At 59.3% G+C, this 23,582-nt stretch carries 25 protein-coding genes; 13 read left to right on the forward strand and 12 right to left on the reverse strand.

What is annotated here, in order from left to right:
- The 7 genes from M5B43_RS25135 to M5B43_RS25165 form a co-directional block, all read right to left on the reverse strand.
- Entirely contained in the window at positions 1–846 is an 846-nt protein-coding gene (locus tag M5B43_RS25135) for a carbohydrate ABC transporter permease (protein WP_248752592.1), read from the reverse strand.
- On the reverse strand, positions 839–1,747 hold the full coding sequence (locus M5B43_RS25140; protein ID WP_071484412.1) for a sugar ABC transporter permease: 909 nt from the start codon (positions 1,745–1,747) through the stop codon (positions 839–841). Before M5B43_RS25140 ends, M5B43_RS25135 begins: the two co-directional genes overlap by 8 nt.
- Positions 1,748–1,836: 89 nt before the next feature.
- Complete coding sequence (locus M5B43_RS25145; protein ID WP_248752593.1) at positions 1,837–3,123, reverse strand: ABC transporter substrate-binding protein; 1,287 nt, start codon at positions 3,121–3,123, stop codon at positions 1,837–1,839.
- Between the two features lie 104 nt (positions 3,124–3,227).
- Entirely contained in the window at positions 3,228–4,487 is a 1,260-nt protein-coding gene (locus tag M5B43_RS25150) for an AGE family epimerase/isomerase (RefSeq protein ID WP_248752594.1), read from the reverse strand.
- A 277-nt stretch (positions 4,488–4,764) separates the two neighbouring features.
- Complete coding sequence (locus M5B43_RS25155; protein WP_248752595.1) at positions 4,765–5,589, reverse strand: ATPase; 825 nt, start codon at positions 5,587–5,589, stop codon at positions 4,765–4,767.
- Between the two features lie 115 nt (positions 5,590–5,704).
- Positions 5,705–6,703, reverse strand: coding sequence for an NAD(P)-dependent oxidoreductase (locus M5B43_RS25160; protein ID WP_248752596.1), 999 nt, complete (start codon positions 6,701–6,703; stop codon positions 5,705–5,707).
- Between the two features lie 98 nt (positions 6,704–6,801).
- The gene (locus M5B43_RS25165) at positions 6,802–7,698 is read right to left on the reverse strand and encodes a LysR family transcriptional regulator ArgP (RefSeq protein ID WP_248752597.1); all 897 of its coding nucleotides are present in this window, start codon (positions 7,696–7,698) and stop codon (positions 6,802–6,804) included.
- 100 nt (positions 7,699–7,798) lie between these two features.
- Here M5B43_RS25165 and M5B43_RS25170 point away from each other — a divergent pair, with 100 nt between their 5' ends.
- The 7 genes from M5B43_RS25170 (at position 7,799) to M5B43_RS25200 (ending at position 15,751) form a co-directional block, all read left to right on the forward strand.
- Positions 7,799–8,200, forward strand: coding sequence for an ACT domain-containing protein (locus tag M5B43_RS25170; protein WP_248752598.1), 402 nt, complete (start codon positions 7,799–7,801; stop codon positions 8,198–8,200).
- A gap of 5 nt (positions 8,201–8,205) precedes the next feature.
- Positions 8,206–8,805, forward strand: a complete 600-nt coding sequence (locus M5B43_RS25175; RefSeq protein ID WP_248752599.1) for a LysE/ArgO family amino acid transporter — start codon at positions 8,206–8,208, stop codon at positions 8,803–8,805.
- Positions 8,806–8,983: 178 nt separating this feature from the next.
- Positions 8,984–9,580 carry a Fe-Mn family superoxide dismutase gene (locus M5B43_RS25180; RefSeq protein ID WP_248752600.1) on the forward strand — a complete coding sequence of 199 codons (597 nt, stop codon included), beginning with the start codon at positions 8,984–8,986 and terminating at the stop codon, positions 9,578–9,580.
- A 149-nt stretch (positions 9,581–9,729) separates the two neighbouring features.
- Positions 9,730–9,954: a hypothetical protein gene (locus M5B43_RS25185; protein WP_248752601.1), complete on the forward strand. Its 225-nt coding sequence runs from the start codon at positions 9,730–9,732 to the stop codon at positions 9,952–9,954.
- 489 nt (positions 9,955–10,443) lie between these two features.
- Complete coding sequence (locus M5B43_RS25190) at positions 10,444–12,495, forward strand: GGDEF domain-containing phosphodiesterase (protein WP_248752602.1); 2,052 nt, start codon at positions 10,444–10,446, stop codon at positions 12,493–12,495.
- 127 nt (positions 12,496–12,622) lie between these two features.
- Positions 12,623–13,960 carry an imelysin family protein gene (locus M5B43_RS25195; protein ID WP_248752603.1) on the forward strand — a complete coding sequence of 446 codons (1,338 nt, stop codon included), beginning with the start codon at positions 12,623–12,625 and terminating at the stop codon, positions 13,958–13,960.
- A gap of 336 nt (positions 13,961–14,296) precedes the next feature.
- Positions 14,297–15,751 carry a TrkH family potassium uptake protein gene (locus M5B43_RS25200; RefSeq protein WP_248752604.1) on the forward strand — a complete coding sequence of 485 codons (1,455 nt, stop codon included), beginning with the start codon at positions 14,297–14,299 and terminating at the stop codon, positions 15,749–15,751.
- On the opposite strand, the gene M5B43_RS25205 is transcribed toward M5B43_RS25200, so the two are convergent.
- Positions 15,708–16,766, reverse strand: a complete 1,059-nt coding sequence (locus tag M5B43_RS25205) for an AraC family transcriptional regulator (protein WP_248752605.1) — start codon at positions 16,764–16,766, stop codon at positions 15,708–15,710. The two genes, M5B43_RS25200 and M5B43_RS25205, sit on opposite strands and share 44 nt — an antisense overlap.
- A gap of 160 nt (positions 16,767–16,926) precedes the next feature.
- Here M5B43_RS25205 and M5B43_RS25210 point away from each other — a divergent pair, with 160 nt between their 5' ends.
- On the forward strand, positions 16,927–17,238 hold the full coding sequence (locus M5B43_RS25210; protein WP_248752606.1) for a DUF962 domain-containing protein: 312 nt from the start codon (positions 16,927–16,929) through the stop codon (positions 17,236–17,238).
- A 25-nt stretch (positions 17,239–17,263) separates the two neighbouring features.
- On the opposite strand, the gene M5B43_RS25215 is transcribed toward M5B43_RS25210, so the two are convergent.
- The gene (locus M5B43_RS25215) at positions 17,264–17,587 is read right to left on the reverse strand and encodes a hypothetical protein (protein ID WP_248752613.1); all 324 of its coding nucleotides are present in this window, start codon (positions 17,585–17,587) and stop codon (positions 17,264–17,266) included.
- Between the two features lie 14 nt (positions 17,588–17,601).
- On the opposite strand from M5B43_RS25215, the gene M5B43_RS25220 reads away from it, so the two are divergent.
- Both M5B43_RS25220 and M5B43_RS25225 read left to right on the forward strand, forming a co-directional pair.
- The gene (locus tag M5B43_RS25220) at positions 17,602–17,784 is read left to right on the forward strand and encodes a hypothetical protein (RefSeq protein ID WP_248752607.1); all 183 of its coding nucleotides are present in this window, start codon (positions 17,602–17,604) and stop codon (positions 17,782–17,784) included.
- 103 nt (positions 17,785–17,887) lie between these two features.
- A complete protein-coding gene (locus M5B43_RS25225) occupies positions 17,888–19,084 on the forward strand; it encodes an MFS transporter (RefSeq protein ID WP_248752608.1) in 1,197 nt (398 codons plus the stop codon).
- Here the strand turns inward: M5B43_RS25225 and arfB are convergent.
- Together arfB and M5B43_RS27310 are read right to left on the reverse strand one after the other, a co-directional pair.
- Positions 19,081–19,494, reverse strand: a complete 414-nt coding sequence (arfB, locus tag M5B43_RS25230; RefSeq protein WP_248752609.1) for an alternative ribosome rescue aminoacyl-tRNA hydrolase ArfB — start codon at positions 19,492–19,494, stop codon at positions 19,081–19,083. The genes M5B43_RS25225 and arfB overlap by 4 nt on opposite strands.
- Before the next feature lie 12 nt (positions 19,495–19,506).
- Complete coding sequence (locus M5B43_RS27310) at positions 19,507–19,638, reverse strand: hypothetical protein (RefSeq protein ID WP_283099608.1); 132 nt, start codon at positions 19,636–19,638, stop codon at positions 19,507–19,509.
- A gap of 198 nt (positions 19,639–19,836) precedes the next feature.
- Here M5B43_RS27310 and M5B43_RS25235 point away from each other — a divergent pair, with 198 nt between their 5' ends.
- Positions 19,837–20,211, forward strand: a complete 375-nt coding sequence (locus M5B43_RS25235) for a c-type cytochrome (protein WP_248752612.1) — start codon at positions 19,837–19,839, stop codon at positions 20,209–20,211.
- Between the two features lie 85 nt (positions 20,212–20,296).
- Here the strand turns inward: M5B43_RS25235 and M5B43_RS25240 are convergent, their stop codons facing one another.
- Entirely contained in the window at positions 20,297–21,718 is a 1,422-nt protein-coding gene (locus M5B43_RS25240) for an amino acid permease (protein ID WP_248752610.1), read from the reverse strand.
- A gap of 636 nt (positions 21,719–22,354) precedes the next feature.
- On the opposite strand from M5B43_RS25240, the gene M5B43_RS25245 reads away from it, so the two are divergent.
- The gene (locus M5B43_RS25245; protein ID WP_003175756.1) at positions 22,355–22,492 is read left to right on the forward strand and encodes a hypothetical protein; all 138 of its coding nucleotides are present in this window, start codon (positions 22,355–22,357) and stop codon (positions 22,490–22,492) included.
- 72 nt (positions 22,493–22,564) lie between these two features.
- Entirely contained in the window at positions 22,565–23,524 is a 960-nt protein-coding gene (locus M5B43_RS25250; RefSeq protein ID WP_248752611.1) for a leucyl aminopeptidase, read from the forward strand.
- The last annotated feature ends 58 nt before the right edge of the window (positions 23,525–23,582 follow it).

Genomic DNA, 23,582 nt, shown 5'->3' on the forward strand with positions numbered 1-23,582 from the left:
TTACCCCTTGACCGCGCCGGCCGTGAGGCCGCGCACGAAATACTTGCCTGCGATCACATAGACCAGCAGGGTCGGCAGCCCGGCGATCATCGCCGCCGCCATATCCACGTTATATTCCTTGGCCCCGGTGCTGGTGTTGACCAGGTTGTTCAGCGCCACCGTGATGGGCTGGGAGTCACCGCTGGAGAACACCACGCCGAACAGGAAGTCGTTCCAGATCTGGGTGAACTGCCAGATCAGGCAGACCATGATGATCGGGGTCGACATCGGCAGGATGATCCGACGGAAGATGGTGAAAAACCCTGCACCATCCAAGCGTGCGGCTTTCACCAGCGCATCAGGAATGCTCACGTAGTAGTTACGGAAAAACAGTGTAGTAAACGCCAGCCCATAGACCACGTGTACAAACACAAGGCCCGTGGTGGTGCTGGCCAGGCCCATCTTGCCGAGGGTGAACGACGCCGGCAGCAGCACGGTCTGGAACGGCAGGAAACAGCCGAACAACAGCAGGCCGAAGAACAGCTGCGAACCCCGGAAGCGCCAGAACGACAGCACATAGCCGTTCAATGCACCGATGGCGGTGGAAATCAGCACTGCCGGCACGGTGATCTTGATCGAGTTCCAGAAGTAACCGTCAACAGTGGCCCAGGCTTTGACCCAACCGATGCCGGTGACCACGGTCGGCCAGCTCAGCAGGTTGCCGGTGCTGATGTCTTCCGGGGTCTTGAAGCTGGTCAGCAACATGACCACCAGCGGCACCAGGTACAGCAGCACGGCAAGGATCAGCACCGCGTAGATCGCGATGCGACCCAGGCTGATGGCAGGTTTGGAGGCGAGACTAGTCATTGCGCTTGGTCCTCAGCTCGGAATACAGGTAAGGCACGATGATCGCGAGGATCGCGCCGAGCATCAGGATTGCACTGGCCGAGCCCATGCCCATCTGGCCACGGCTGAAGGTGAACGAGTACATGAACATGGCAGGCAGGTCGGACGAGTAGCCCGGGCCGCCGGCGGTCATCGCCGCCACCAGGTCGAAGCTCTTGATCGCGATGTGCGCCAAGATCATCACTGCGCTGAAGAACACCGGGCGCAGGCTTGGCAGCACCACGCTCCAATAGATGCGCGGCAGGCTGGCACCGTCGATCTGGGCGGCGCGGATGATCGACTGATCAACGCCACGCAGCCCAGCGAGGAACATCGCCATGATGAAGCCGGAGGCTTGCCAGACAGCGGCGATCACCAGGCAGTAGACCACGCGGTCGGGGTCGATCAGCCAGTCGAGACGGAAGCCTTCCCAGCCCCAGTCACGCAGGAGTTTGTCCAGGCCCATGCCCGGGTTGAGCAGCCATTTCCAGGCGGTACCGGTGACGATCATCGAGAGCGCCATCGGGTACAGGTAGATGGTGCGGATAAAGCCTTCACGACGGATTTTCTGGTCGAGGAAAATCGCCAGGGTCACGCCGATCACCAGGGTGATGCCGATGAACATCCCGCCGAAGACGGCCAGGTTCTTGCTCGCCACCCACCAACGGTCGTTGTCGAACAACCGCGCGTATTGCGCAAGGCCCGCCCAGTTGTAGCTTGGCAGGAACGTGGACGTGGTGAACGACAGCACGAACGTCCACAGGATGTAACCGTAGAAGCCCACCAGCACGATGAACATGCTGGGCGCCAGCACCAGCTTGGGGAGCCAGCGCTGCAGTGCATCGAACGGCGAGGCTTTGCTGAACACAGCAACAGAACTCATGGGGAAATCCAATACAGGGAAAAGGACTACAGGAGCCTGCCTTGTGAGGGGTCAGGGGGTTTCCCCTCACAAGGACCAGCTACTAAGCGTTACTTGGCAGACTTGATCGCAGCGCCGAGTTTCTTGGCGGTGTCGGCCGGGTCGGCTTTCGGGTCGTTGATGTAGTTGGTCACGACATCAAAGAACGCGCCTTGTACCGCCAAAGTGGTGGCCATGTTGTGGGCCATACTCGGTTGCAAGCCGCCAGTCTGGGCGTCGGCAAGGAAATCCTTGGCCGCGGTCTGGGCGCAAGAGTCGAAGCCGAGCTTGTCCATTTCGTGGAGCATGTCGTTACGAACGGGGATCGAGCCTTTGTTGATGCTGAAGACTTTCTGGAAGTTTTCACCCAACACGACTTTGGCGATGTCCTGCTGACCGGCCTGGGTACCCTTGTCTTTGACCTTGAACACCGCCAGGGAGTCGATGTTGTAGGTGAAGGCTTTGTCGGTGCCCGGGAAGGCTACGCACTCATAGTCTTTGCCGGCGACTTTCTTGGCAGCCGTCCATTCGGACTTGGCCCAGTCACCCATGATCTGCATACCGGCCTTGCCGTTGATGACTTTGCCGGCTTCGAGGTTCCAGTCCTGGCCTTTGCCGTCAACGTCCATATAGGTCGCGACTTTCTTCAGCTCGGTCAGCGCCTTGACCATCTCCGGGCCGGTCAGTGCAGCGTTGTCCAGGTCGACCAGGGCTTTCTTGTAGCCATCGGCCCCCATCACCGACAGGACCACCGCTTCAAATACGGTGCTGTCCTGCCAAGGCTGGCCGCCGTGGGCGAGCGCAATGAAGCCCGCCGCTTTCAGCTTGTCGCCGGCGGCGTAGAACTCTTCGAGGGTGGTCGGGTTCTTGGTGATACCGGCTTTCTTGAAGACGGCCGGGTTGATCCACAGCCAGTTGACGCGGTGGATGTTGACCGGTACGGCGACGTAGTTGCCGTCGTACTTCACGGTGTCGGAGACTTTCTTGTCGAGCAGGGAATCCCACTTCTCTTCTTTAGCGACGTCTTTGAGCACGTCAGTGTCGAGCAGGCCGGTGGACGCCCATTCCTGGATGTCGGGGCCCTTGATCTGGGCAACGCCAGGTGGGTTGCCGGCGACCGCGCGGCTTTTCAGCACGGTCATGGCCGTGGCGCCACCGCCACCTGCGACGGCACCGTCTTTCCAGGTGAAGCCGTCTTTCTCAACTTGGGCCTTCAGGACATCCACGGCCGCCTTTTCACCGCCGGACGTCCACCAATGCACCACTTCAACCGTCCCTTTCGAGTCGGCTGCAAATACACTGAGGGGAAACATCGAGGCAATGGAAATAGCGACGGCGAGGCGATTAATCGCGTTCATCTGAGTACCTTTTCTTGTTGTTATGCATGCAAGTCTAGAGCTTGCGCTGCACGGAGTTTAAACATGGATTTTAAAGGCGCAGGTAACAAAGGGACGTACAAATGTCACCACTTTGTGACATAGCTGCCCCGACCTAAAGCACTGGCCAGGCTCGGTGACAAGGGTAGTACAGGCAGCACGACCGCTTGCCAGGCATGGTACAGGTCCGGTTTGCCTCCCCAGATCTTGCTGCTGGGTTGGTTGTGCGGGCTGAGTTCGTGGTGCCAACTGCCGTTGATACGGTCGATAAAGTGGGTTTCACAAAACTCCCAGAACCGGCGGTACCAAATCTCGTAATGCAACTCGCCGGTACGCTTGAGCAACGCTTGCGCTGCGGCGCTGGCTTCGGCATGGGTCCAGTGCAGGCGTTCGCGTACCACCGGGCGCTGGTTCCAGTCCAGGGTGTAGACGATGCCCGGGGCGCCGTCGACGGCCCAGGCATACTCGCAGGCGCTGGCGAACAAGCCTTTGGCGTCGCTCACCAGCCAGTCTGGCGTGGCCAGCCCGGCCTGCAGGCGCGCGGCTTCCAGGTGCAGCACCAGCCGCGCCCATTCGAAACCATGGCCGGGGGTGATGCCGTAAGGGCGGAAGCCATCGGCGGGGTTGTCTTCGTTGTAGCCGCGCAGCGGCTTCCACGCAGCGTCGAAATGCTCGATCACCATGAACTGGTTACCCGCTGCATGGGTGTGGATCACACGCTCGACGATGCGCAGCGCGCGGTCCAGCCAACGCGTGTCACCGGTGACATCGGCCAGGGCCAGGAACGCTTCCGTGGCGTGCATGTTGCTGTTGGCGCCGCGATAGGCTTCGACGCCGCGCCAGTCCCGGGCAAAGGATTCGAGCATTACGCCCTCCTCCTCGCTCCAGAAAAATTGGTCGATGATAGGCACGGCGTCGTTCAACAAGGCCTGCGCACCGGGGGCGCCGGCCACCACGGCCGAGCTCGCCGCCAGCGCGACAAACGCGTGCAGGTAAGCCGCTTTACCTGTGTTGCCATCAACGGCCTGGGGGGTGGCAAACCAGCCACCGTGCTCATGATCGCGCAGTGGGCCACTGAGGGCTGTCACTCCGTGTTCGACCAGCTCGGCATAGCCGGGCAGCCCCATGGCCTGGGCCATGGCGAAGCTGTGGGTCATGCGTGCGGTGTTCATGGTTTCAGCGCGAGCATCGGCCGGCAGTTGGCCTTTGTCGTCCAGGTTGCCGAAACCGTCCGGCAAGCGAGAAGCCTTGGCAAAGGCCAGCAGGCGTTGGCCTTCGGCGGCAAGCCAGGCGTGATGGGCAGGTGCATTCAGCCAACTGCTGGCAGGCAGTGGTTGCGTGGTCATGGGTGGCCCTTATTATTTTTTATGGGATGACCGAAGTCTAAACAAGGGCGCGGGAGGGGCAAGTAACGAAGGGGAAGGGAAATGTCACCAGCTGGTGACAATCAAGCTTCTTTTAAGAGCACACACTGAATGAGATCCATCTGATCCATAAACATCCAAATGTGTGGGGCTTGCTCCCGATGGTGGTGGATCAGTCAGTTTATCTGTAGCTGACCCACGGCCATCGGGAGCAAGCCCCCTCCCACTGTTTAATCTGATTTACAGCTCACAACCCCGATCATTGACCCAGCGGCGTGACCGTCGCCGGTGCATTCAGGCGCTGGTTCAGGTTCTGTACCTGGCTCTGCAGGGTGGTGATATTGCGAGTGGTCTGGATGCGGAACACGTCGAACTCTTTGTTGGTCGGTGCGTCGCTGTTAACGGCCTGGTTTTCCTGCGCGCTCTTGAGTACCAGGAGGTCCTGCTCGAGGCGGGCGATCGCCGCGCTGGGGTTGCCCTGTTTCTTCAAGGCGGCCACATCAGTGGACAGGTCCTTGGTTTCCGCCTGTGCCGCTTTGAGGCTGGCAACGGCGTCAGTCAGGGCCTGTACCTGGCCTTGCAGCTTGGCATTGGCGCTCGACAGGTCGTTGGTACTGGCGGCCATTTGCGCCAGGCGCTGATCCAGCTCGCTCGCCTGCCCGGCCACGCCGACTTGCTGCTTGCCCTGCTCCAGCAATTGGGTTTCCAACTGTTTGATCTGCTGCTTCAGCGCTTCGCTGCCATTGTTGACGTTGGCTTCGCTGGCGACCACCTTGCCGGAAATGTCCTGCAGGCGCCCCGCCGCTTCCTCGCTGATACGCGCAAAACTTTCCTGGGTGGCAACCAACTGCTGCCCCATCAGGGAGATCTGCTGGAAACTCCACCAGGCAAGACCGGCAAAGGCAATCAGCAGCGCGCCGACCAATGCCCACAACGGGCCAGTGCTGGCACTCTTGACCCGGACCACCGGCGCGGTGCGCGAGCGTACCGAAGTGGCGGGAGTCGGCACGAAATCGTCATCATCCCCAGGGTCGGCCCGCAAGGTGGGAACGTTGTCGAAATCGTCGTTAGCATCGTTACGCATGAATCTACCCTGAATCAATGAGATGGCTAAGCGGCAGGAGTATAAACCGTGCTCCCGACGCATAGGTCGACCCGGAAGCAGGAATTCGGTTCCCGATGTGTTGCCGGCTGTGAGCCTATTTGAGGCTCGGGTCCTGGGCCTTCCACCAACTGCAGAATTCGTCGAGCGCGGTCCACAGGCTGACCTTGGGCTCGTAGTCGAGATAATGCCTCGCCCGGCTGATATCGAGGGTGAAATCTTTGTTCATCACCTGCATGCCCAGGCGCGACAACGCCGGCTCCGGGCGCCCCGGCCACATCGCGCAGAACGCCTCGTTCAACGCCGCCACGCTGTAGGAAAAACCGTAGGACCGATAACGGGTCACTTGGGGCATGTCCATTTGCCGCATCACGTAGTTCACTACATCCCACACCGGCACCGGCGCACCATTACTGATGTTGTAGGCTTTGCCCAAGGCCGAGCCGGTGGCAAGCAAGCTGCTGAGCAGCGCTTCGTTGAGGTTGTGGATGCTGGTGAAGTCGACCTTGTTCAGGCCATCACCCACAATCGCCAGGCGATTCTTGCGCTGCATTTTCAGCAGGCGGGGGAAGATGCTCATGTCACCGGCGCCAGTCACAAAGCGCGGGCGCAAGGCCAGTACTTCAAGGCCGAATTCCTGGGCACCGAACACCTTTTGTTCAGCCAGGTATTTGGTGGCGGCATAGGGATGTTTGAAGCGCTTGGGCACTTGTTCTTCGGTCAGCCCCAAGTGATCGCGGCCGTCAAAGTAGATCGACGGCGACGACAGGTGTACCAGGCGCCCGACGCGTTGCTTGAGGCAGGCTTCGACGACGTTTTCGGTGACCAGCACGTTACCTTGATGAAAGTCCTGATATTTTCCCCACAGCCCGACGGCGCCGGCGCAATGCACCACGGCTTCGACATCGTGGCAGAGGTCGCGCACCAGGTCGGCATCATTCAAATCACCCTGGATAAACTCGGCACCGCGCCGAATCAGGTGTTCCACACCCTCGGCGCGTCGCCCGTTGACCCGCACGTCCAGGCCCTGCTCCAGGGCGAAACGTGCAAAGCGCCCGCCGATGAAGCCGCTTGCGCCGGTGACCAGAATTTTCATGAAGCCTCCTACGGATGCAGCTGAAAGCGCCAAGCTTAAAGCTGCAAGTTAAAAACGATCTGCGAGTTCTTCACTTGCAGCTTGCAGCTTGACGCTTGTCACTGCTGATAGGGCACCAACCATTGGCCACACGCCTGGGCCAGGTGGTCGGTCAACAGCCCCAACAATTGTCCACCACTGCGCCAATGATGCCAGTACAACGGCACATCGATGGGCTTATCTGGCAACAACTCGACTAATACGCCGGTTTCCAGCTGATCGCGTACCTGCAATTCGGGCACCAACCCCCAGCCCAGGCCGGCTTCCGTCAGGCGAATAAAACCTTCGGATGACGGGCACAAATGGTGTTCGAAACCACCGTCCACCCCCAGGGACGCGAGGTAACGGTGCTGTAGGAAATCATCAGGGCCAAACACCAGCGCGGGTGTGCGTGCCAATTGATCGGCACGCACACCTTCAGGAAAATGCCGCGCAATAAAGGTCGGGCTGGCCAGCGCCCGATAGCGCATCGCGCCCAGCAACAGGCTGCGCGCACCCGCCACCGGGCGCTCACTGGCGCAGATGCACGCCGCCACTTCGCCGGCGCGCATGCGTTTGAGGCCGACCGTCTGGTCTTCCACGACCAAGTCCAGCAGCACATGCTGCTCGGCACAAAAGTCGCTGACCGCCTCGGCCCACCACGTGGCGAGACTGTCGGCATTCAAAGCAATGCGCAGGCGTTCGGGCATGCCCTCCTCATCCAGCGCCGGCACCTGGCTTTGCAGGTCGCGTTCCAGCAAACGCACCTGTTGCACATGGTTGAGCAAGCGCCGGCCAATATCCGTGGGGGTCGGCGGCGAAGCCCTGACCAGCACCGGTTGGCCGATACGTGCCTCCAGCAACTTGATGCGCTGGGAAATGGCGGACTGCGACAGCCCCAACACCTGGGCTGCACGTTCGAAGCCAGCCTGTTCTACCACCGCCGCCAGGGCGGAGAGCAATTTATAGTCGAACATCAGTTTCTCTAATGAGCGATCAGCAATATTTGTTTTTCTTATACAGCTTGACCCATGAGAATGACCAGCATTGCTTCTCTCTCTTTTCAAGGAACCTCCTATGGCTGGCGAAACCGCCCTGGCAACCCTGCTGCGCAGCATGAGCCCGCATCTGAATGCGGGTGAATACGTGTTCTGCACCCTGCCCGACCACCGTCTACCCGAAGGTTGCGAGGTCATCGGCAGTTTTCGTGAACAAGAAGGGCTGACGCTGATTGTCGAGCGCCAACAGGCTGAACGCGCCGGGTTGGGCTTTGACTATATAGCCGCCTGGATCACCTTGAACGTGCACTCAGCCCTCGAAGCCGTGGGCCTGACCGCGGCCTTCGCCAGTGCGCTCGGCCAGGCCGGTATCAGCTGCAACGTGATCGCCGGCTATTACCACGACCATCTGTTTGTCGGCCGTGCCGATGCCGAACGGGCCATGGATGTATTACGCCAATTGGCAGCGAACGCGGAGTAAATCCTATGTGGCAAAGTTATGTGAACGGGCTGTTAGTGGCCCTCGGCCTGATCATGGCGATCGGCACCCAGAATGCTTTTGTGTTGGCGCAAAGCCTGCGCCGTGAACATCACCTGCCGGTGGCGGCGCTGTGTATCGTGTGCGACGCCATCCTGGTAGCCGCCGGGGTATTCGGCCTGGCCACGGTGTTGGCGCAAAACCCGCTGTTGCTGGCAATCGCTCGCTGGGGCGGCGCAGCGTTCCTGTTGTGGTATGGCACCTTGGCGTTGCGCCGGGCATTTTCGAAACAAAGCCTGGAGCAAGGCGAAAACCTCAAGGTACGTTCATTGCGTGCCGTGTTGCTCAGTGCCTTGGCGGTGACGCTGCTCAATCCGCACGTGTACCTGGATACGGTGCTGCTGATTGGCTCATTGGGCGCTCAACAAACCGAGCCCGGTGCGTATGTGGCAGGCGCCGCCAGCGCTTCGTTCCTGTGGTTTGCCACCCTCGCGCTGGGGGCGGCGTGGTTGGCACCGTGGCTCGCGCGCCCCGCCACCTGGCGCCTGCTGGATCTTCTGGTCGCCGTGATGATGTTCTGCGTAGCCTATCAATTGATCAGCGCCTGAGGATTATTCCAAAACGCTCTGGAACCTCTATCCCACACAGTTGTTGCGTGGTTTTGCCGCAACCCCGGTGCTATGATCCGGACCCTGCGCCGCAAAGAGTACAAACTCCCCGGCGCTTGTTTGGCCGCCCGTGATCGGCCTTGCGCTCACCGCAACTGACCTGATTAGGAGAATCATCATGGCTTTCGAATTGCCGCCGCTGCCCTACGCACACGATGCCCTGCAGCCGCACATCTCCAAGGAAACCTTGGAATACCACCACGACAAGCACCACAACACCTATGTCGTGAACCTGAACAACCTGGTGCCAGGCACCGAGTTCGAAGGCAAGACCCTGGAAGAGATCATCAAATCCTCGTCGGGCGGCATCTTCAACAACGCCGCTCAGGTCTGGAACCACACCTTCTACTGGAACTGCCTGGCGCCAAACGCCGGTGGCCAACCTACCGGCGCACTTGGCGATGCCATCAACGCTGCGTTCGGCTCGTTCGACAAGTTCAAGGAAGAGTTCACCAAGACGTCCGTCGGCACCTTCGGTTCCGGCTGGGGCTGGCTGGTGAAAAAGGCTGACGGTTCCCTGGCCCTGGCCAGCACCATCGGCGCCGGCAACCCGCTGACCAGCGGTGATACCCCGCTGCTGACCTGCGACGTCTGGGAACACGCCTACTACATCGACTACCGCAACCTGCGTCCAAAGTATGTGGAAGCGTTCTGGAACCTGGTCAACTGGAAGTTCGTGGCTGAGCAGTTCGAAGGCAAGACCTTCACTGCGTAAGTAACGCTTGCAGTAGAAAGAGCCCGGCAAATGCCGGGCTTTTTCATGCGCAACAAAATTAGTCACCCCCGCCCCGGAACTCAGTCATCGTTCTTCGCCACATAATCAGCGAGAGGAGTTGATCTCTCTTACCTGTCGGAGAAATAACAATGACAATCGGCACATTAGCTTCACTCCCTGTGGTGGGCGACCTGTTAAAAACAGCACTTCCTGCGGTTGGCGATATCGTCAAAGCGGTCACGCCATTGATCCAACCCTTCGCAGATGCCCTGGCTAAGAAGATAGGAGGCGAGGCGCAGGACGCCTCAAGCAAATCCATTGAGTTCTCCAAAGACTCAGACGCTGAAAAGCTGTCGATTACCTTCAAACAATAATCTCCCCCTTTATCCCTGAGCCGGGCCAGAGCCGGATGCTGCAGGGAACAAACGGACAAAGCAGCCAGCAAGCGGTGGCGCAGAGACCTCTCTGTGCCACCTCTTAACCGGCACTGGCCCGGCAGGGATAACCAAGCCTCGGTCAGAACTTGATCTGCTGCTGTTGATTCATAGCGCTGCCTGCAAAATTAATTGCGCTGCCCAACGCCTGTTTTCCGACGTCTACCGCCATGCTCGCTGCCTGACCCAGCATAGGTAGGACTACGGGGGCCAACGCTGCTGCGGCGGTTCCTGCTGCGATCATAAGTCAATGCTCCGAAATTGAATGAAAGGCGTATTCCTCTCTCGAGCTGAGTGGACAGTTCCGAAGTTTAGTTCCACTTTTCGTGACTTTTTGCGCTAGCCCCAATGTCCCTTTGACTGCCATCACCAGATTGCCAATACTCATGGCATATTGAAGGCCACCCGCATGAGACAAGGAATGCCCCTTTGAAGCTGGAACTCAAAAACAGCTTGTCGGTGAAGTTACTACGGGTTGTGCTGCTGTCGGCATTGATCGTGGGTGTGGCGCTGAGCGTGGCGCAGATCGTTTTTGATGCCTATAAGACACGCCAGGCTGTGGCAGGTGATGCCCAGCGTATCCTCGACATGTTTCGCGACCCCTCGACCCAGGCGGTCTATAGCCTGGACCGCGAGATGGGCATGCAGGTGATCGAGGGGCTGTTTCAAGACGACGCGGTACGCATGGCCTCCATCGGCCACCCCAACGAGACCATGCTCGCGGAAAAAAGCCGCGCGCTGCAGACCTCGTCCACTCGCTGGTTGACCGACCTGATTCTCGGCCAGGAACGCACGTTCACCACTGCATTGGTGGGCAAGGGCCCCTATAGCGAATATTACGGCGACCTCAGCATCACCCTCGACACGGCCACCTACGGCAAAGGCCTTATTGTCAATTCGGTGATCATCTTCATTTCCGGCGTTTTGCGCGCCCTGGCCATGGGCCTGGTGCTGTATCTGGTTTATCACTGGCTGCTGACCAAACCGCTGTCACGGATTATCGAACACCTGACGTCGATTAACCCGGACCGACCCAGCGAGCACAAGATCCCTCAGATCAAGGGGCACGAACGCAATGAGTTGGGGCTGTGGATAAACACGGCCAATCAGTTGCTCGAATCCATCGAGCGCAATACCCACCTGCGTCACGAAGCAGAGTCCAGCCTGTCGCGCATGGCCCAGTATGACTTTCTCACTGGCCTGCCCAACCGCCAGAAGCTGCAGGGGCAACTGGACAAGATCCTGATCGACGCCGGCCGCCTGCAGCGCCGCGTGGCGGTGTTGTGCGTGGGGCTGGATGACTTCAAGAGCGTCAACGAACAATTTACCTACCAAGCCGGCGACAAACTGCTGCTGGCCCTGGCCGACCGCTTGCGCGCCCACAGCGGCCGTCTCGGTGCACTTGCCCGCTTGGGCGGCGATCAGTTCGCACTGGTGCAAGCCGATATCGACCAACCCTACGAAGCCGCTGAACTGGCGCAAAGTATTCTGGATGACCTGGAGGCCGAGTTCGCACTTGACCAGGATCAGATCCGCCTGCGTGCCACCATCGGCATCACCCTGTTCCCGGAAGACGGTGACAGCACCGAGAAGCTGCTGCAAAAAGCCGAGCAGACCATGACCCTGGCCAAGAGCCGCTCGCGCAACCGTTATCAGTTCTATATCGCCAGCGTCGACAGCGAAATGCGCCGGCGTCGCGAATTGGAAAAAGACCTGCGCGATGCCCTGAGCCGTGACCAGTTCCACTTGGTCTATCAACCGCAAATCAGCTACCGCGACAATCGCGTGGTTGGCGTCGAAGCGCTGCTGCGCTGGCAACACCCGGAACACGGCCTGGTGCCGCCAGACCTGTTCATCCCGCTGGCGGAACAGAACGGCACCATTATTGCGATTGGTGAGTGGGTGCTGGACCAGGCTTGCCGGCAACTGCGCGAATGGCATGACTTGGGCTTCAGCGAGCTGCGCATGGCCGTCAACCTGTCCACTGTGCAGTTGCACCACACCGAGTTGCCGCGCGTGGTCAACAACCTGATGCAGATCTATCGCCTGCCGCCACGCAGCCTGGAGCTGGAAGTCACCGAAACCGGCCTGATGGAAGACATCAGCACGGCCGCCCAGCACCTGCTGAGCTTGCGTCGTTCCGGAGCGTTGATCGCCATTGATGACTTCGGTACCGGTTATTCATCCCTGAGTTATCTGAAAAGCCTCCCCCTGGACAAGATCAAGATCGACAAGAGCTTCGTCCAGGACCTGCTGGATGACGATGACGACGCGACCATCGTGCGCGCCATCATCCAACTGGGCAAAAGCCTGGGCATGCAAGTGATTGCAGAAGGCGTGGAGACCGCCGAGCAAGAGGCCTACATCATCTCCGAGGGGTGCCATGAGGGTCAGGGTTATCACTACAGCAAACCGCTGCAGGCGCGAGAACTGGCGGCTTATTTGAAACAGTCCGAGCGCAATAAAGCGGTGAATCTCTGAGACTGCAAAACGATACGAAATATTTCCCGCGCATAAGTCTTTACACAAAATGCAAATCTTTCGCATTATGTCGCAGTTTTTGCGCCCCCTCGTGCGCCCTATCCACAACCGAAGCAGGATGTTCGCCATGATTCGTATGCCCCTGGCCACCGCCAGTCTGCTGGCCATTGCCATTTCTCTCGCCGGTTGCGGCGAAGGTAAAGACAAGGCCGCCGCGCCTCAAGCGCCTGCTGCTGCCAGCACCACTGCACCGGCGGCTACGCCGGCTGGCCAGGTCGACGAGGCTGCGGCCAAGGCCGTCGTCGCGCATTACGCGGACATGGTGTTTGCGGTGTACAGCGATGCCGAATCCACCGCCAAAACCCTGCAAACGGCGATCGACACCTTCCTCGCCAACCCGAACGACGCAACCCTGAAAGCAGCCCGTACCGCCTGGATCGCCGCCCGCGTACCCTACCTGCAGAGCGAGGTGTTCCGCTTCGGCAACACCATCATCGACGACTGGGAAGGCCAGGTGAACGCCTGGCCCCTGGACGAGGGGCTGATCGACTACGTCGACAAGTCCTATGAGCACGCGCTGGGTAACCCGGGCGCCAACGCCAACATCATCGCCAATACCCAGATCCAGGTTGGCGAAGACAAAGTCGACGTCAAGGACATCACCCCGGAAAAACTCGCCAGCCTCAATGAACTGGGAGGTTCCGAAGCCAACGTTGCCACCGGCTACCACGCCATCGAATTCCTGCTGTGGGGCCAAGACCTCAATGGCACCGGCCCAGGCGCGGGCAACCGCCCAGCGTCAGACTACATGACCGGTGACGGTGCAACGGGTGGCCATAACGAGCGTCGCCGTACCTACCTGCGCGCAGTGACCCAGCTGTTGGTCAGCGACCTGGAAGAAATGGTCGGCAACTGGAAGCCCAACGTCGAAGACAACTACCGCGCCACCCTGGAGAGCGAACCGGCCACCGATGGCCTGCGCAAGATGCTGTTCGGCATGGGTAGCCTGTCCCTGGGTGAACTGGCCGGTGAGCGCATGAAGGTGTCCCTGGAAGCCAACTCGCCCGAAGACGAGCAGGATTGCTTCAGCGACAACACGCATAACTCGCACTTCTACGACGCCAAGGGCATCCGCAACGTCTACCTGGGCGAGTACACCCGCGTTGACGGCACCAAAATGACTGGCGCCAGCCTGTCGTCCCTGGTGGCCAAGGCCGACCCGGCCGCCGATGCAGCCCTGAAGGCCGACCTGGCGGCAACCGAAGCGAAGATCCAGGTCATGGTTGACCACGCCAACAACGGTGAGCATTACGACCAATTGATCGCCGCCGGGAACGACAAGGGCAACCAGATCGTGCGCGACGCGATTGCCGCGCTGGTCAAGCAGACCGGCTCGATCGAGACCGCTGCGGGCAAGCTGGGCATCACCGACCTGAACCCGGACAGCGCCGATCACGACTTCTGATCCGTGTAAATCAGTTAAGCGCTAGAACGAGCAACCGGTAACCTGTGGCGAGCGGGCTTGTCCCGCGTTGGGGCGCGTAGCGCCCCCAAAGAAGGACGAATGCGCTGTACCCGATACTGCGCAGAAGACAGTTTTGGGGCTGCTGCGCAGCCCAACGCGGGCGGTGCGACGATTCGACAAGCCCGCTCGCCACAGTGATAGAGTTCCTTCTTAACGGACCGGCAGTGGGGTAAGCCTCCTCCCACATTTTGCTCGGTGTGGTCCCAGGCACTTCGGTTTACATACCCTGCACCCCAGGTAGAATGGCGCCTCTCCCCTATCACCCGAGCTCTCTTCATGGCGTTGCCGACCCTTCGCATCATCGGTTTTATTATCGGCATCTTCCTGATCACCCTCGCGATCGCCATGGTCGTCCCGATGGCCACCCTGGTGATATTCGAGCGCACCAGCGACCTGCCCTCGTTTCTGTGGGCCAGCCTGATCACCTTCCTGGCGGGCCTGGCCCTGGTCATCCCCGGCCGCCCCGAACACATACACCTGCGCCCCCGGGACATGTACCTGTTGACGGTCAGCAGTTGGTTGGTGGTGTGCATCTTCGCGGCGTTGCCCTTTTTGCTGACCCAGCACATCAGCTACACCGATTCGTTTTTTGAAAGCATGTCCGGCATCACCGCCACCGGTTCCACCGTACTGAGTGGCCTGGACAGCATGTCGCCGGGCATCCTGATCTGGCGTTCGCTGTTGCACTGGCTCGGAGGTATCGGCTTTATTGGCATGGCGGTGGCGATCCTGCCGCTGCTGCGCATTGGTGGCATGCGTCTGTTCCAGACCGAATCCTCGGACCGTTCGGAAAAAGTCATGCCCCGTTCACACATGGTGGCGCGTCTGATCGTGGCGACGTATGTGGGCATCACCATCCTCGGTAGCCTGGCGTTCTGGTGGGCCGGCATGGGCCTGTTCGATGCGATCAACCACGCGATGTCGGCGATCTCCACCGGTGGTTTTTCCACCTCCGATGAGTCCCTGGCCCACTGGAAACAACCGGCGGTGCACTGGGTGGCGGTGGTGGTGATGATCCTAGGCAGCATGCCGTTCACCCTCTATGTGGCCACGTTGCGCGGCAACCGTCGGGCGCTGATCAAAGACCAGCAGGTACAAGGCTTGCTCGGCCTGCTGCTCGTGACCTGGCTGGTGCTCGGCACCTGGTATTGGTGGACCACCGATTTGCATTGGCTGGATGCCCTGCGCCACGTGGCAGTGAACGTCACGTCGGTGGTCACCACCACAGGTTTTGCGCTGGGGGACTACAGCATCTGGGGCAACTTCTCACTGATGCTGTTCTTCTACCTGGGCTTTGTCGGCGGGTGCTCCGGCTCTACGGCAGGCGGGATCAAGATCTTCCGCTTCCAGGTCGCCTATATCCTGCTCAAGGCCAACTTGAACCAGCTGATTCACCCCCGCGCGGTGATCAAGCAGAAGTACAACGGCCATCGCCTCGATGAAGAAATCGTGCGTTCGATCCTGACCTTTTCATTTTTCTTCGCCATCACCATCTGCGCCATCGCCCTGGCCCTGTCGCTGCTGGGCCTGGACTGGATGACCGCATTGACCGGCGCCGCCAGTACCGTATCGGGCGTCGGCCCGGGCCTGGGTGAAACCATCGGCCCGGCAGGCAACTTCGCCAGCCTGCCGGACGCTGCCAAGTGGATCCTGTCGTTCGGCATGCTGCTGGGGCGGTTGGAGATTATTACGGTGTTTGTGCTGTGCATTCCGGCGTTCTGGCGTCACTGACCGTCGACACGTCCAGCAAACGCGCCCGGTATTCGCCGGGCGTGGTATCGAACCAGCGACGAAATGCACGGAAGAAGTTGCTCGGATCGGCAAAGCCCAGCAGGTAGGCGATTTCCAACAAGGTCATGCCCGGCTGCGCCAGGTATTGCTCGGCCAGTTCGCGGCGGGTGTCATCAAGCAAGGTCTGGAAACTGGTGCCCTCCTCCTGCAAACGCCGTTGCAAGGTGCGCTGGGACAGGTGCAACGTCTGCGCCACCGCTTCGCGCTTGGGCTCGCCCTGGGGCAGCAGACGGCACAGCACCTGCCGCGCGTTGTGGGTCACGCGGCTTTCGGAAAAACGCGCCAGGTATTCACCGGCAAAACGATCATGCAACAGCGCCATGGCCTCGTTCGCCGTGGGTAATGGCGCCTCCATGTCGGCGTGTTCGAAAATCAGCGCGTCATACGGCGCATTGAACTCCAGCGGCGCATGGAAGACGTGTTTATAAGGCGCCAGGTCGGCCGGTTGATCGCCCTGCAGCAGCACCTTGCGCGGTTGCAGGGTACGCCCGGTGAGCCAGCCGCACAGCGCCAACGCGCTGGCCAGCGAAGCTTCGGCGCTTTGTCGGGTCGGCGGCAGGTGATCGCCATGTACCGTCAGAATCAACGCATAGCCTTCAGGTAACAGTCGGAAGCTCAAATCGGCGCTTTCGGCGATGATGCGTTGGTAACGCACCAGCCGCATAAAACCTTCGGCCAGCGTGTTGCTGGACATCAAGGCATAACCGGCCACATGAAACGATGCAGGCCGCACCACCTTGCCCATGTTCAAGCCAATCGCCGGGTTGCCCGACAGCTCCACCGCACGCTGCCACAGACGGGTCATGGCGTCTTGCGCAAAACGCGCGTCCGGATCACTGAGGGCGGCGTAATCGAGGCCCAGTTGTTTGAACAACGCCCGGCAATCCAGGCCGTCCATTTCCAATGCCTTGACTATCCCCATCGCCCAGCTTGCAGAAGTTGTTCGTTCGCTCATGGCGTCTTCTTAATAAAGCAGGCTTAAACGACAGCCAGGAAGCCAAGGATACTAAAGTGGCATCTATTGTCACTGGCTGTTACCACTGATCACTCTAGACTCAAATAAGCTCCCCGCCGAACATCTGTCGGGCGGCATATCCACCAGAGGGTCAGGCGTCGTGGAAAACATCAGGAAATTCAACAGCTTTGCCGAGTTCTACCCGTACTACCTGAGTGAGCACCGCAACAGCACCTGTCGGCGCCTGCACTTCGTCGGCACCACCCTGGTAATCGGTATTCTCGCGTATGCCATCGGCAGGGGTTCACTGGGCCTGCTGCTGGCCTTGCCCGTGGCCGGCTACACCTTCGCCTGGATCGGGCACTTTTTCTTTGAAAAGAACCGCCCGGCCACCTTTCAACACCCGTTCTACAGTTTGTTGGGGGATTTTGTGATGTACCGCGACATGATTCTCGGGAAAGTGCCGTTCTAGCGGTGTGACCTCATGTCACTTGCGTTTAAATAATGAAAAATCGTAAATCCCGCGCGATAAAAATCTTTTTGTCATTTTCAGTGCTGTATCCTGCCAAAGCTTTTTGAGAGCGCGGAATCACCTGCGATTGAAAAAACAGACTTTGCGAGGAGCGACGACGATGCACGAGATACCTAATCTCCCCTTCCCAAGCCTGCACCCAACTGAGCAGCCAACACCGCAGCAGGCCAGCAACAAGCAGCCTGAGGCCAAAGAAGCAAAACCAGTCGACATCAAAAGCCAGGACTGACGCCGTACCAGACCGTGTGGAAAGCGCAACTTCAAGCGCTTTCCACACTGCCTGAATCATCTGAGATACCTGCCATGCCCCCTGACCTTCCCCACACCCCGGACGCCGCTGTACTCGACGCAGCCTTGCAAATGGTCGAAATCTGGAACCGCCTCAGCGCGGACAAACAAGCCGTGCTACTCAAGCGTTTCGGCACCCAGGAAAACGCCTTGGCAGCCCTGGTGACCACACAACTGCTGGCCCCTGCTCAAGCTTGACGTCTTGTTGAGCTGACGTTTTTCATTTTTGCCGCCCTGCGCGGTCAAAGCGCCGGTATCATTAGCAGCCTATCTTTACCTGCTGCGACAGTGGACCTCTCCCATGCCAGATACCCAGCGCCCCATGACGGTCACGCTGCAAGTCGTTTCCATCGTGCTGTTTACCTTCATCGGCTACCTGAATATCGGCATTCCCCTGGCGGTATTGCCCGGCTATGTGCATAGCCAGCTGGGCTATGGCGCCGTTATCGCGGGGCTTGTGATCAGCGTGCAGTACCTGGCTACCCTGCTGAGCCGTCCGTATGCCGGAAAAATCATCGATAACCTGGGCAGCAAGCGCGCGGTACTGATCGGCTTGGTGGGTTGCGGCTTGAGTGGCGTGTTCATGTTGTTCGCGGCGTGGTTTTCAAGCCTGCCGGCCGTCAGCCTGGGCAGCCTGCTCATTGGCCGGCTGGTGCTGGGCAGCGCGGAAAGCCTGGTGGGCTCGGGCGCCATTGGCTGGGGCATCGGCCGCGTCGGCGCGGCGAATACGGCCAAGGTCATCTCATGGAACGGCATCGCCAGCTACGGCGCGCTCGCTGTCGGAGCACCGTTGGGGGTGCTGCTGGTCAGCCACTTGGGGCTATGGAGCATGGGCGTCAGCATCATTCTGCTGGCCGTACTGGGCTTACTGTTGGCTTGGAACAAGGAAGCGGCCCCCATCGTGGCCGGCGTGCGCTTGCCGTTCATGAATGTCCTGGGCCGTGTGCTGCCTCACGGTTGCGCGTTGGCGCTGGGCTCCATCGGCTTTGGCACCATCGCCACCTTTATCACCCTGTATTACACCACCCAGCATTGGGATAACGCGGTGTGGGCCTTGAGCCTGTTCGGCGCCAGCTTTATCGGCGCACGCTTGTTGTTTGGCAACCTGATCAACCGGATCGGCGGTTTTCGTGTGGCGATTGCCTGCCTGTCGGTGGAGATCCTCGGCCTGCTGTTGCTGTGGCTGGCGCCGGATGCCCATCTGGCATTGGCCGGCGCGGCCTTGAGCGGGTTCGGCTTCTCCCTGGTATTTCCGGCGCTGGGGGTCGAGGCGGTCAACCTGGTGCCGGCCTCCAGCCGGGGTTCGGCAGTGGGGGCTTATTCACTGTTTATCGACTTGTCGCTGGGCATCACCGGCCCACTGGCGGGCGCCGTGGCGGCAGGCTTCGGCTTTGCGTCGATCTTCCTGTTCGCCGCCCTCGCAGCCGCCGGTGGCTTGCTGTTGAGTGTGTACCTGTACCGCCAGGCACCTAAAGCCCGCGAAGCACGCAACGCCTAGAAATCCACCTTGCCGCGCCCGGCCTTGATGCTACCGCGCTTGGTCTTGGACTCCAGGCGACGCTTCTTCGAGCCCAGGGTCGGCTTGGTTGGACGGCGTTTTTTCTCGACCTTGGTAGCGCTGAGGATCAACTCCACCAAGCGCTCCAGTGCATCCGCGCGATTCTGCTCCTGGGTCCGGTACTGCTGGGCCTTGAGCACCAGCACGCCCTCACCGGTGATCCGACTGTCGCGCAGTGCCAGCAGCCGCTCCTTGTAGAACTGCGGCAACGACGACGCAGGAATATCAAAACGCAGGTGCACCGCACTCGACACCTTATTGACGTTCTGCCCACCCGCGCCTTGGGCACGGATGGCAGTCAGCTCGATCTCGGCATCGGGCAGGTGCACGTTGTTGGAAATTACCAGCATCAATCAAAAACCTTAGGCAACGGACAAGCCCAACTCGGACAACACCATCGACGCCTGGGCTTTGGAAATCACGGCGCCTTTGAACAGTTTGGCATCATTGAGGCGTAACCCGCTCAAGTCGATGCCAATCGGCCGCTGGCCCATCAGGTCATCGTGCTGCAGGGGAATGCACTCCGACGGCAGAGGATTCGTGTGTCGTTAGCCTTGCCAATTTAGTTTCCGGCATTGACATCTATTTAAGCAACTACAAAAGTACCGAGCATGAGCCAATACAAAAAGCTACAAACACTCAGGGGGTTGCCCCTCGACAATGACCTCACCCTTAAAACCAGCCCCCATAAAATGAAAAAACTATTCATTGCTGTGCTAGGTACTCTATCGCTTATTCAAACATCACTTGCCTTTGCAGACAGTGCCAATGGAAAAAACCTCTACTCACAAAGATGCGCCATGTGCCACGGGGCAAACCTCAAGGCAACGGGGCCCCTGGCCAATAAAAGCAGCCCTCCCACACCCGACCTTACAACCCCCGCGTTCAAAAAGCGCCTGACGGATTACCCAGGCGTTATTGTCTCTTCGGTCATACTTCGGCCCAATGGAAACTTGATTCCAAAAACACTGAAAGACAATGGTGTAACGCTAGCGCCGCACGCGTGGAGCATTCAAGACCTGCGCGACTTGAACCAGTACATGACGGGTGTTATTGCAAAAAACTGATGGCCTTGAGGTCGAACACTCCGCGCACTGTATTCCCGACAACGGGAATAACAGGGCGCAGAGCTTCAGGGTGACGCGAGTGTGTTTACTTCAGCGCGGCATTCGCCGTGTTCAACGCAGCTTCGGCATGGCGCTTGTTCTTGATCCAGTAACACACTGCCATGAACGCCACCCACACCGGGATTGCGTAGACCGACACCTGAATCCCCGGGATCATCAGCATGATCACCAGGATAAACGCCACGAACGCCAGGCAGATGTAGTTGCCATACGGGTACCACAGCGCCTTGAACAACGGTACCTGGCCAGTGCGGTCCATGTGCTGGCGGAACTTGAAGTGGGAGAAGCTGATCATCGCCCAGTTGATCACCAACGTGGCCACCACCAGTGACATCAGCAGTTCCAGCGCGTGTTGCGGGATCAGGTAGTTCATCAGCACCGCCACCAGGGTGACCGCCGCCGATGCGAGGATCGAGCGCACCGGCACACCACGCTTGTTGATCTTCGCCAGGGCCTTGGGCGCATCGCCTTGCTCGGCCATGCCCAACAGCATGCGGCTGTTGCAGTAGGTGCCGCTGTTGTAAACCGACAACGCCGCCGTCAGTACCACAAAGTTGAGGATATGCGCGGCGGTATTGCTGCCCAGCATCGAGAACACCTGCACGAACGGGCTACCGCTGTAGGCATCGCCAGACGCATTGAGGGTCGCCAGCAGGCTGTCCCAGGGCGTCAGTGACAACAGCACCACCAGGGCACCGATGTAGAAAATCAGGATGCGGTAGATCACCTGATTGATCGCCTTGGGGATCACGGTGCGGGGCTGGTCAGCTTCGGCGGCGGTGAAGCCGAGCATTTCCAGGCCCCCGAAGGAAAACATGATGAACGCCATGGCCATCACCAACCCGCCGACGCCATGGGGGAAAAAGCCACCGTGCTCCCACAGGTTGCTGACCGAGGCTTGCGGGCCACCGCTGCCACTGACCAGCAGGTAGCTGCCCAGGGCGATCATGCCGACAATGGCGACCACCTTGATAATGGCAAACCAGAATTCGGCCTCACCAAAAACTTTGACGTTAGTCAGGTTGATGAGGTTGATCAGCACGAAAAACGCCGCTGCCGAGACCCAGGTCGGGATCTGCGGCCACCAGTAATGCACGTATTTACCGACGGCTGTCAGCTCCGACATCCCCACCAGGATGTACAAAATCCAGCAGTTCCAGCCCGACAGGAAGCCAGCGAAGCCGCCCCAATACTTGTGGGCAAAATGGCTGAAGGAACCGGCAACCGGATCTTCGACGATCATTTCGCCAAGCTGGCGCATGATCATGAAGGCGATGAAGCCGCAGATGGCATAGCCCAGGATCATCGACGGGCCGGCGGACTTGAGCACCCCGGCCGAGCCCAGGAACAGGCCGGTGCCGATGGCGCCGCCGAGGGCGATCAACTGGATATGCCGATTTTTCAGGCCGCGTTTCAGCTCGCCTGAAGAGGAATGGGGTCCACTCATGAAAAGGGTCTCACGCAAGGTTTGAGGAGGTTGAATGCAGGTAGCTGCCTTGAATTACCGACTCAAGCAGCGCCGCTCAAACCCCAGCGCAGGCACCAGGAGTACAGCGTCTTTCTAACGGTCATGCGTCACCTGTTTGTTTTTATCTGTGACGAAATCGAACCCGTCTGGCTCGTGGCCAGGCGGAGTGATCAGGGGGGATAAACCCTGAGGTCTTGGCCTTTTGCGTGTGTACGCAAGGGGGTCACAGTAAAACGCGGCGCATTGTACACCGCTCGACAGCTTACGGCCGCCCCCGAAGCGCGCATGCGACGATCTGTCAGGTATTTCTTACAGTTAAAAGCCGCCCAATAAAGCCGCGACTTATCCGTAAATCAATCGTTACAGCATGGAAAGCCTGCGTTACATCCGTCAGTTAACTAAAAATTGTCGGAAGGAAAATTCATTCAAATCAGCGCCGCCAGCTCGCTGTATTACTTGAAGAAAACACCACACGAAAAAACAGAACAAAAAATCCAAATGAGACCGTGTCAATAAATATTTTGCATTCTGAAACACTCTCTCCTAGGTTCTTTCACTTGCCAGCGAAGACCGCCGGCAAGCCGTTATCAAACAACGTCCTCTAGGAGATACACCATGCAAGCACTGGAAAACGACCTGGAAACCGAACTGCAACTCGACGATTGGTTTGAAGCGCCGACCCACGAGGCCGCCGTTGAAATGATGCAAGCCGACGCCGTTGTGCCATTCGGCACCGCGATGTGGCCGTTCTAACACCCGGCAGGCACCCGGCAGATGCAGTGCACTGCATCTGCCCCTTACCCAAGGCACAGAAGGACGCACGTCATGGACAAGGCCCGCGCCGTCGAACACTTTCTCTACTACCTCGCTCACCACCCGGCCCTCAACGGCCTGAGCCGTCCTACCGTGTTGCTGGGCTATACCGAGCGCTATGACGCCATCGCCCAGGCAATCAGCCGTGGCAGCGCCGCCCGCTTCAACTTCCAGCTGCAGCGCCTGGACCTGACCCCCAGCGAAACCCTCGCCCAGGCCATCGAAACCTGCGACCTGTATTTGTTTCTCTACGATTCTTCGACCCTGCCCAACCCACGCGCCGAAGGCCCGGACTTTATCCGCGCCCTGCAAGGCGTGATGGCAGAGCACTGGAAGAAATCCCTGCTGTTCAAAGATTACGGCGACTACTTCTACGACACCTTCAGCGTCGAGCCGCAACGCATTGCCGACCTCAACGCCACGCTGATCCGCCGCATGTCCCAAGCCAACGTGCTGAGCTTCACCGACAAACACGGCTCACGCCTGGAAGCGCCGATGAGCAGCATCAAGAAGTGGACCAATATCAACGGTGTGGGTAATCACGACCTGGCCCCCGGCGAAATTGCCACCCACAGCGAAGCCATCAACGGCCAGGTACGGTTTGTCGGCACCTTCCTCAGCACCATTCCGTTCGCACGCAAATATGGCGTGCTGCAATCACCGCTGGAGTTGTGGATCGAGAACTCGACGATTTGCAGCGTGGCCAGTGACGTGCCTGGGTTGGCGGATGACTTCAACAAATACCTGAACGCCAACCCTTCCAACCGGCGCGTGGAAGAGCTAGGCATTGGCACCAACGAAGGGGTCAAGGACTTGTATGCACGTAACGCCGGGTTCGAGGAGCGCCATTGCGGGTTGCACCTGGGCTTGGGCGGCGGGCAGAAAGGCAGCCACCACCTGGATCTGATCTTCTCCAGTGGGACTTTGGCCTTGGACGATAAACCGGTTTTCGATGGAACGTTTGCCTTCTGAACACAAGACTCAAAAACACCGGAGATCCAAATGTGGGAGGGGGCTCGCCCCAATGCCA

It is taken from the genome of Pseudomonas sp. MWU15-20650 (assembly GCF_023242475.1).
Classification (GTDB): domain Bacteria; phylum Pseudomonadota; class Gammaproteobacteria; order Pseudomonadales; family Pseudomonadaceae; genus Aquipseudomonas.

Bases quoted from the DNA above. Each gene is read 5' to 3' on its own strand.
- M5B43_RS25135 (WP_248752592.1), bottom strand. From the start codon at position 846: ATGACTAGTCTCGCCTCCAAACCTGCCATCAGCCTGGGTCGCATCGCG.
- M5B43_RS25140 (WP_071484412.1), bottom strand. From the start codon at position 1,747: ATGAGTTCTGTTGCTGTGTTCAGCAAAGCCTCGCCGTTCGATGCACTG.
- M5B43_RS25145 (WP_248752593.1), bottom strand. From the start codon at position 3,123: ATGAACGCGATTAATCGCCTCGCCGTCGCTATTTCCATTGCCTCGATG.
- M5B43_RS25150 (WP_248752594.1), bottom strand. From the start codon at position 4,487: ATGACCACGCAACCACTGCCTGCCAGCAGTTGGCTGAATGCACCTGCC.
- M5B43_RS25155 (WP_248752595.1), bottom strand. From the start codon at position 5,589: ATGCGTAACGATGCTAACGACGATTTCGACAACGTTCCCACCTTGCGG.
- M5B43_RS25160 (WP_248752596.1), bottom strand. From the start codon at position 6,703: ATGAAAATTCTGGTCACCGGCGCAAGCGGCTTCATCGGCGGGCGCTTT.
- M5B43_RS25165 (WP_248752597.1), bottom strand. From the start codon at position 7,698: ATGTTCGACTATAAATTGCTCTCCGCCCTGGCGGCGGTGGTAGAACAG.
- M5B43_RS25170 (WP_248752598.1), top strand. From the start codon at position 7,799: ATGGCTGGCGAAACCGCCCTGGCAACCCTGCTGCGCAGCATGAGCCCG.
- M5B43_RS25175 (WP_248752599.1), top strand. From the start codon at position 8,206: ATGTGGCAAAGTTATGTGAACGGGCTGTTAGTGGCCCTCGGCCTGATC.
- M5B43_RS25180 (WP_248752600.1), top strand. From the start codon at position 8,984: ATGGCTTTCGAATTGCCGCCGCTGCCCTACGCACACGATGCCCTGCAG.
- M5B43_RS25185 (WP_248752601.1), top strand. From the start codon at position 9,730: ATGACAATCGGCACATTAGCTTCACTCCCTGTGGTGGGCGACCTGTTA.
- M5B43_RS25195 (WP_248752603.1), top strand. From the start codon at position 12,623: ATGATTCGTATGCCCCTGGCCACCGCCAGTCTGCTGGCCATTGCCATT.
- M5B43_RS25200 (WP_248752604.1), top strand. From the start codon at position 14,297: ATGGCGTTGCCGACCCTTCGCATCATCGGTTTTATTATCGGCATCTTC.
- M5B43_RS25205 (WP_248752605.1), bottom strand. From the start codon at position 16,766: ATGAGCGAACGAACAACTTCTGCAAGCTGGGCGATGGGGATAGTCAAG.
- M5B43_RS25215 (WP_248752613.1), bottom strand. From the start codon at position 17,587: ATGATTCAGGCAGTGTGGAAAGCGCTTGAAGTTGCGCTTTCCACACGG.
- M5B43_RS25220 (WP_248752607.1), top strand. From the start codon at position 17,602: ATGCCCCCTGACCTTCCCCACACCCCGGACGCCGCTGTACTCGACGCA.
- M5B43_RS25225 (WP_248752608.1), top strand. From the start codon at position 17,888: ATGCCAGATACCCAGCGCCCCATGACGGTCACGCTGCAAGTCGTTTCC.
- arfB (WP_248752609.1), bottom strand. From the start codon at position 19,494: ATGCTGGTAATTTCCAACAACGTGCACCTGCCCGATGCCGAGATCGAG.
- M5B43_RS27310 (WP_283099608.1), bottom strand. From the start codon at position 19,638: ATGGGCCAGCGGCCGATTGGCATCGACTTGAGCGGGTTACGCCTCAAT.
- M5B43_RS25235 (WP_248752612.1), top strand. From the start codon at position 19,837: ATGAAAAAACTATTCATTGCTGTGCTAGGTACTCTATCGCTTATTCAA.
- M5B43_RS25240 (WP_248752610.1), bottom strand. From the start codon at position 21,718: ATGAGTGGACCCCATTCCTCTTCAGGCGAGCTGAAACGCGGCCTGAAA.
- M5B43_RS25245 (WP_003175756.1), top strand. From the start codon at position 22,355: ATGCAAGCACTGGAAAACGACCTGGAAACCGAACTGCAACTCGACGAT.
- M5B43_RS25250 (WP_248752611.1), top strand. From the start codon at position 22,565: ATGGACAAGGCCCGCGCCGTCGAACACTTTCTCTACTACCTCGCTCAC.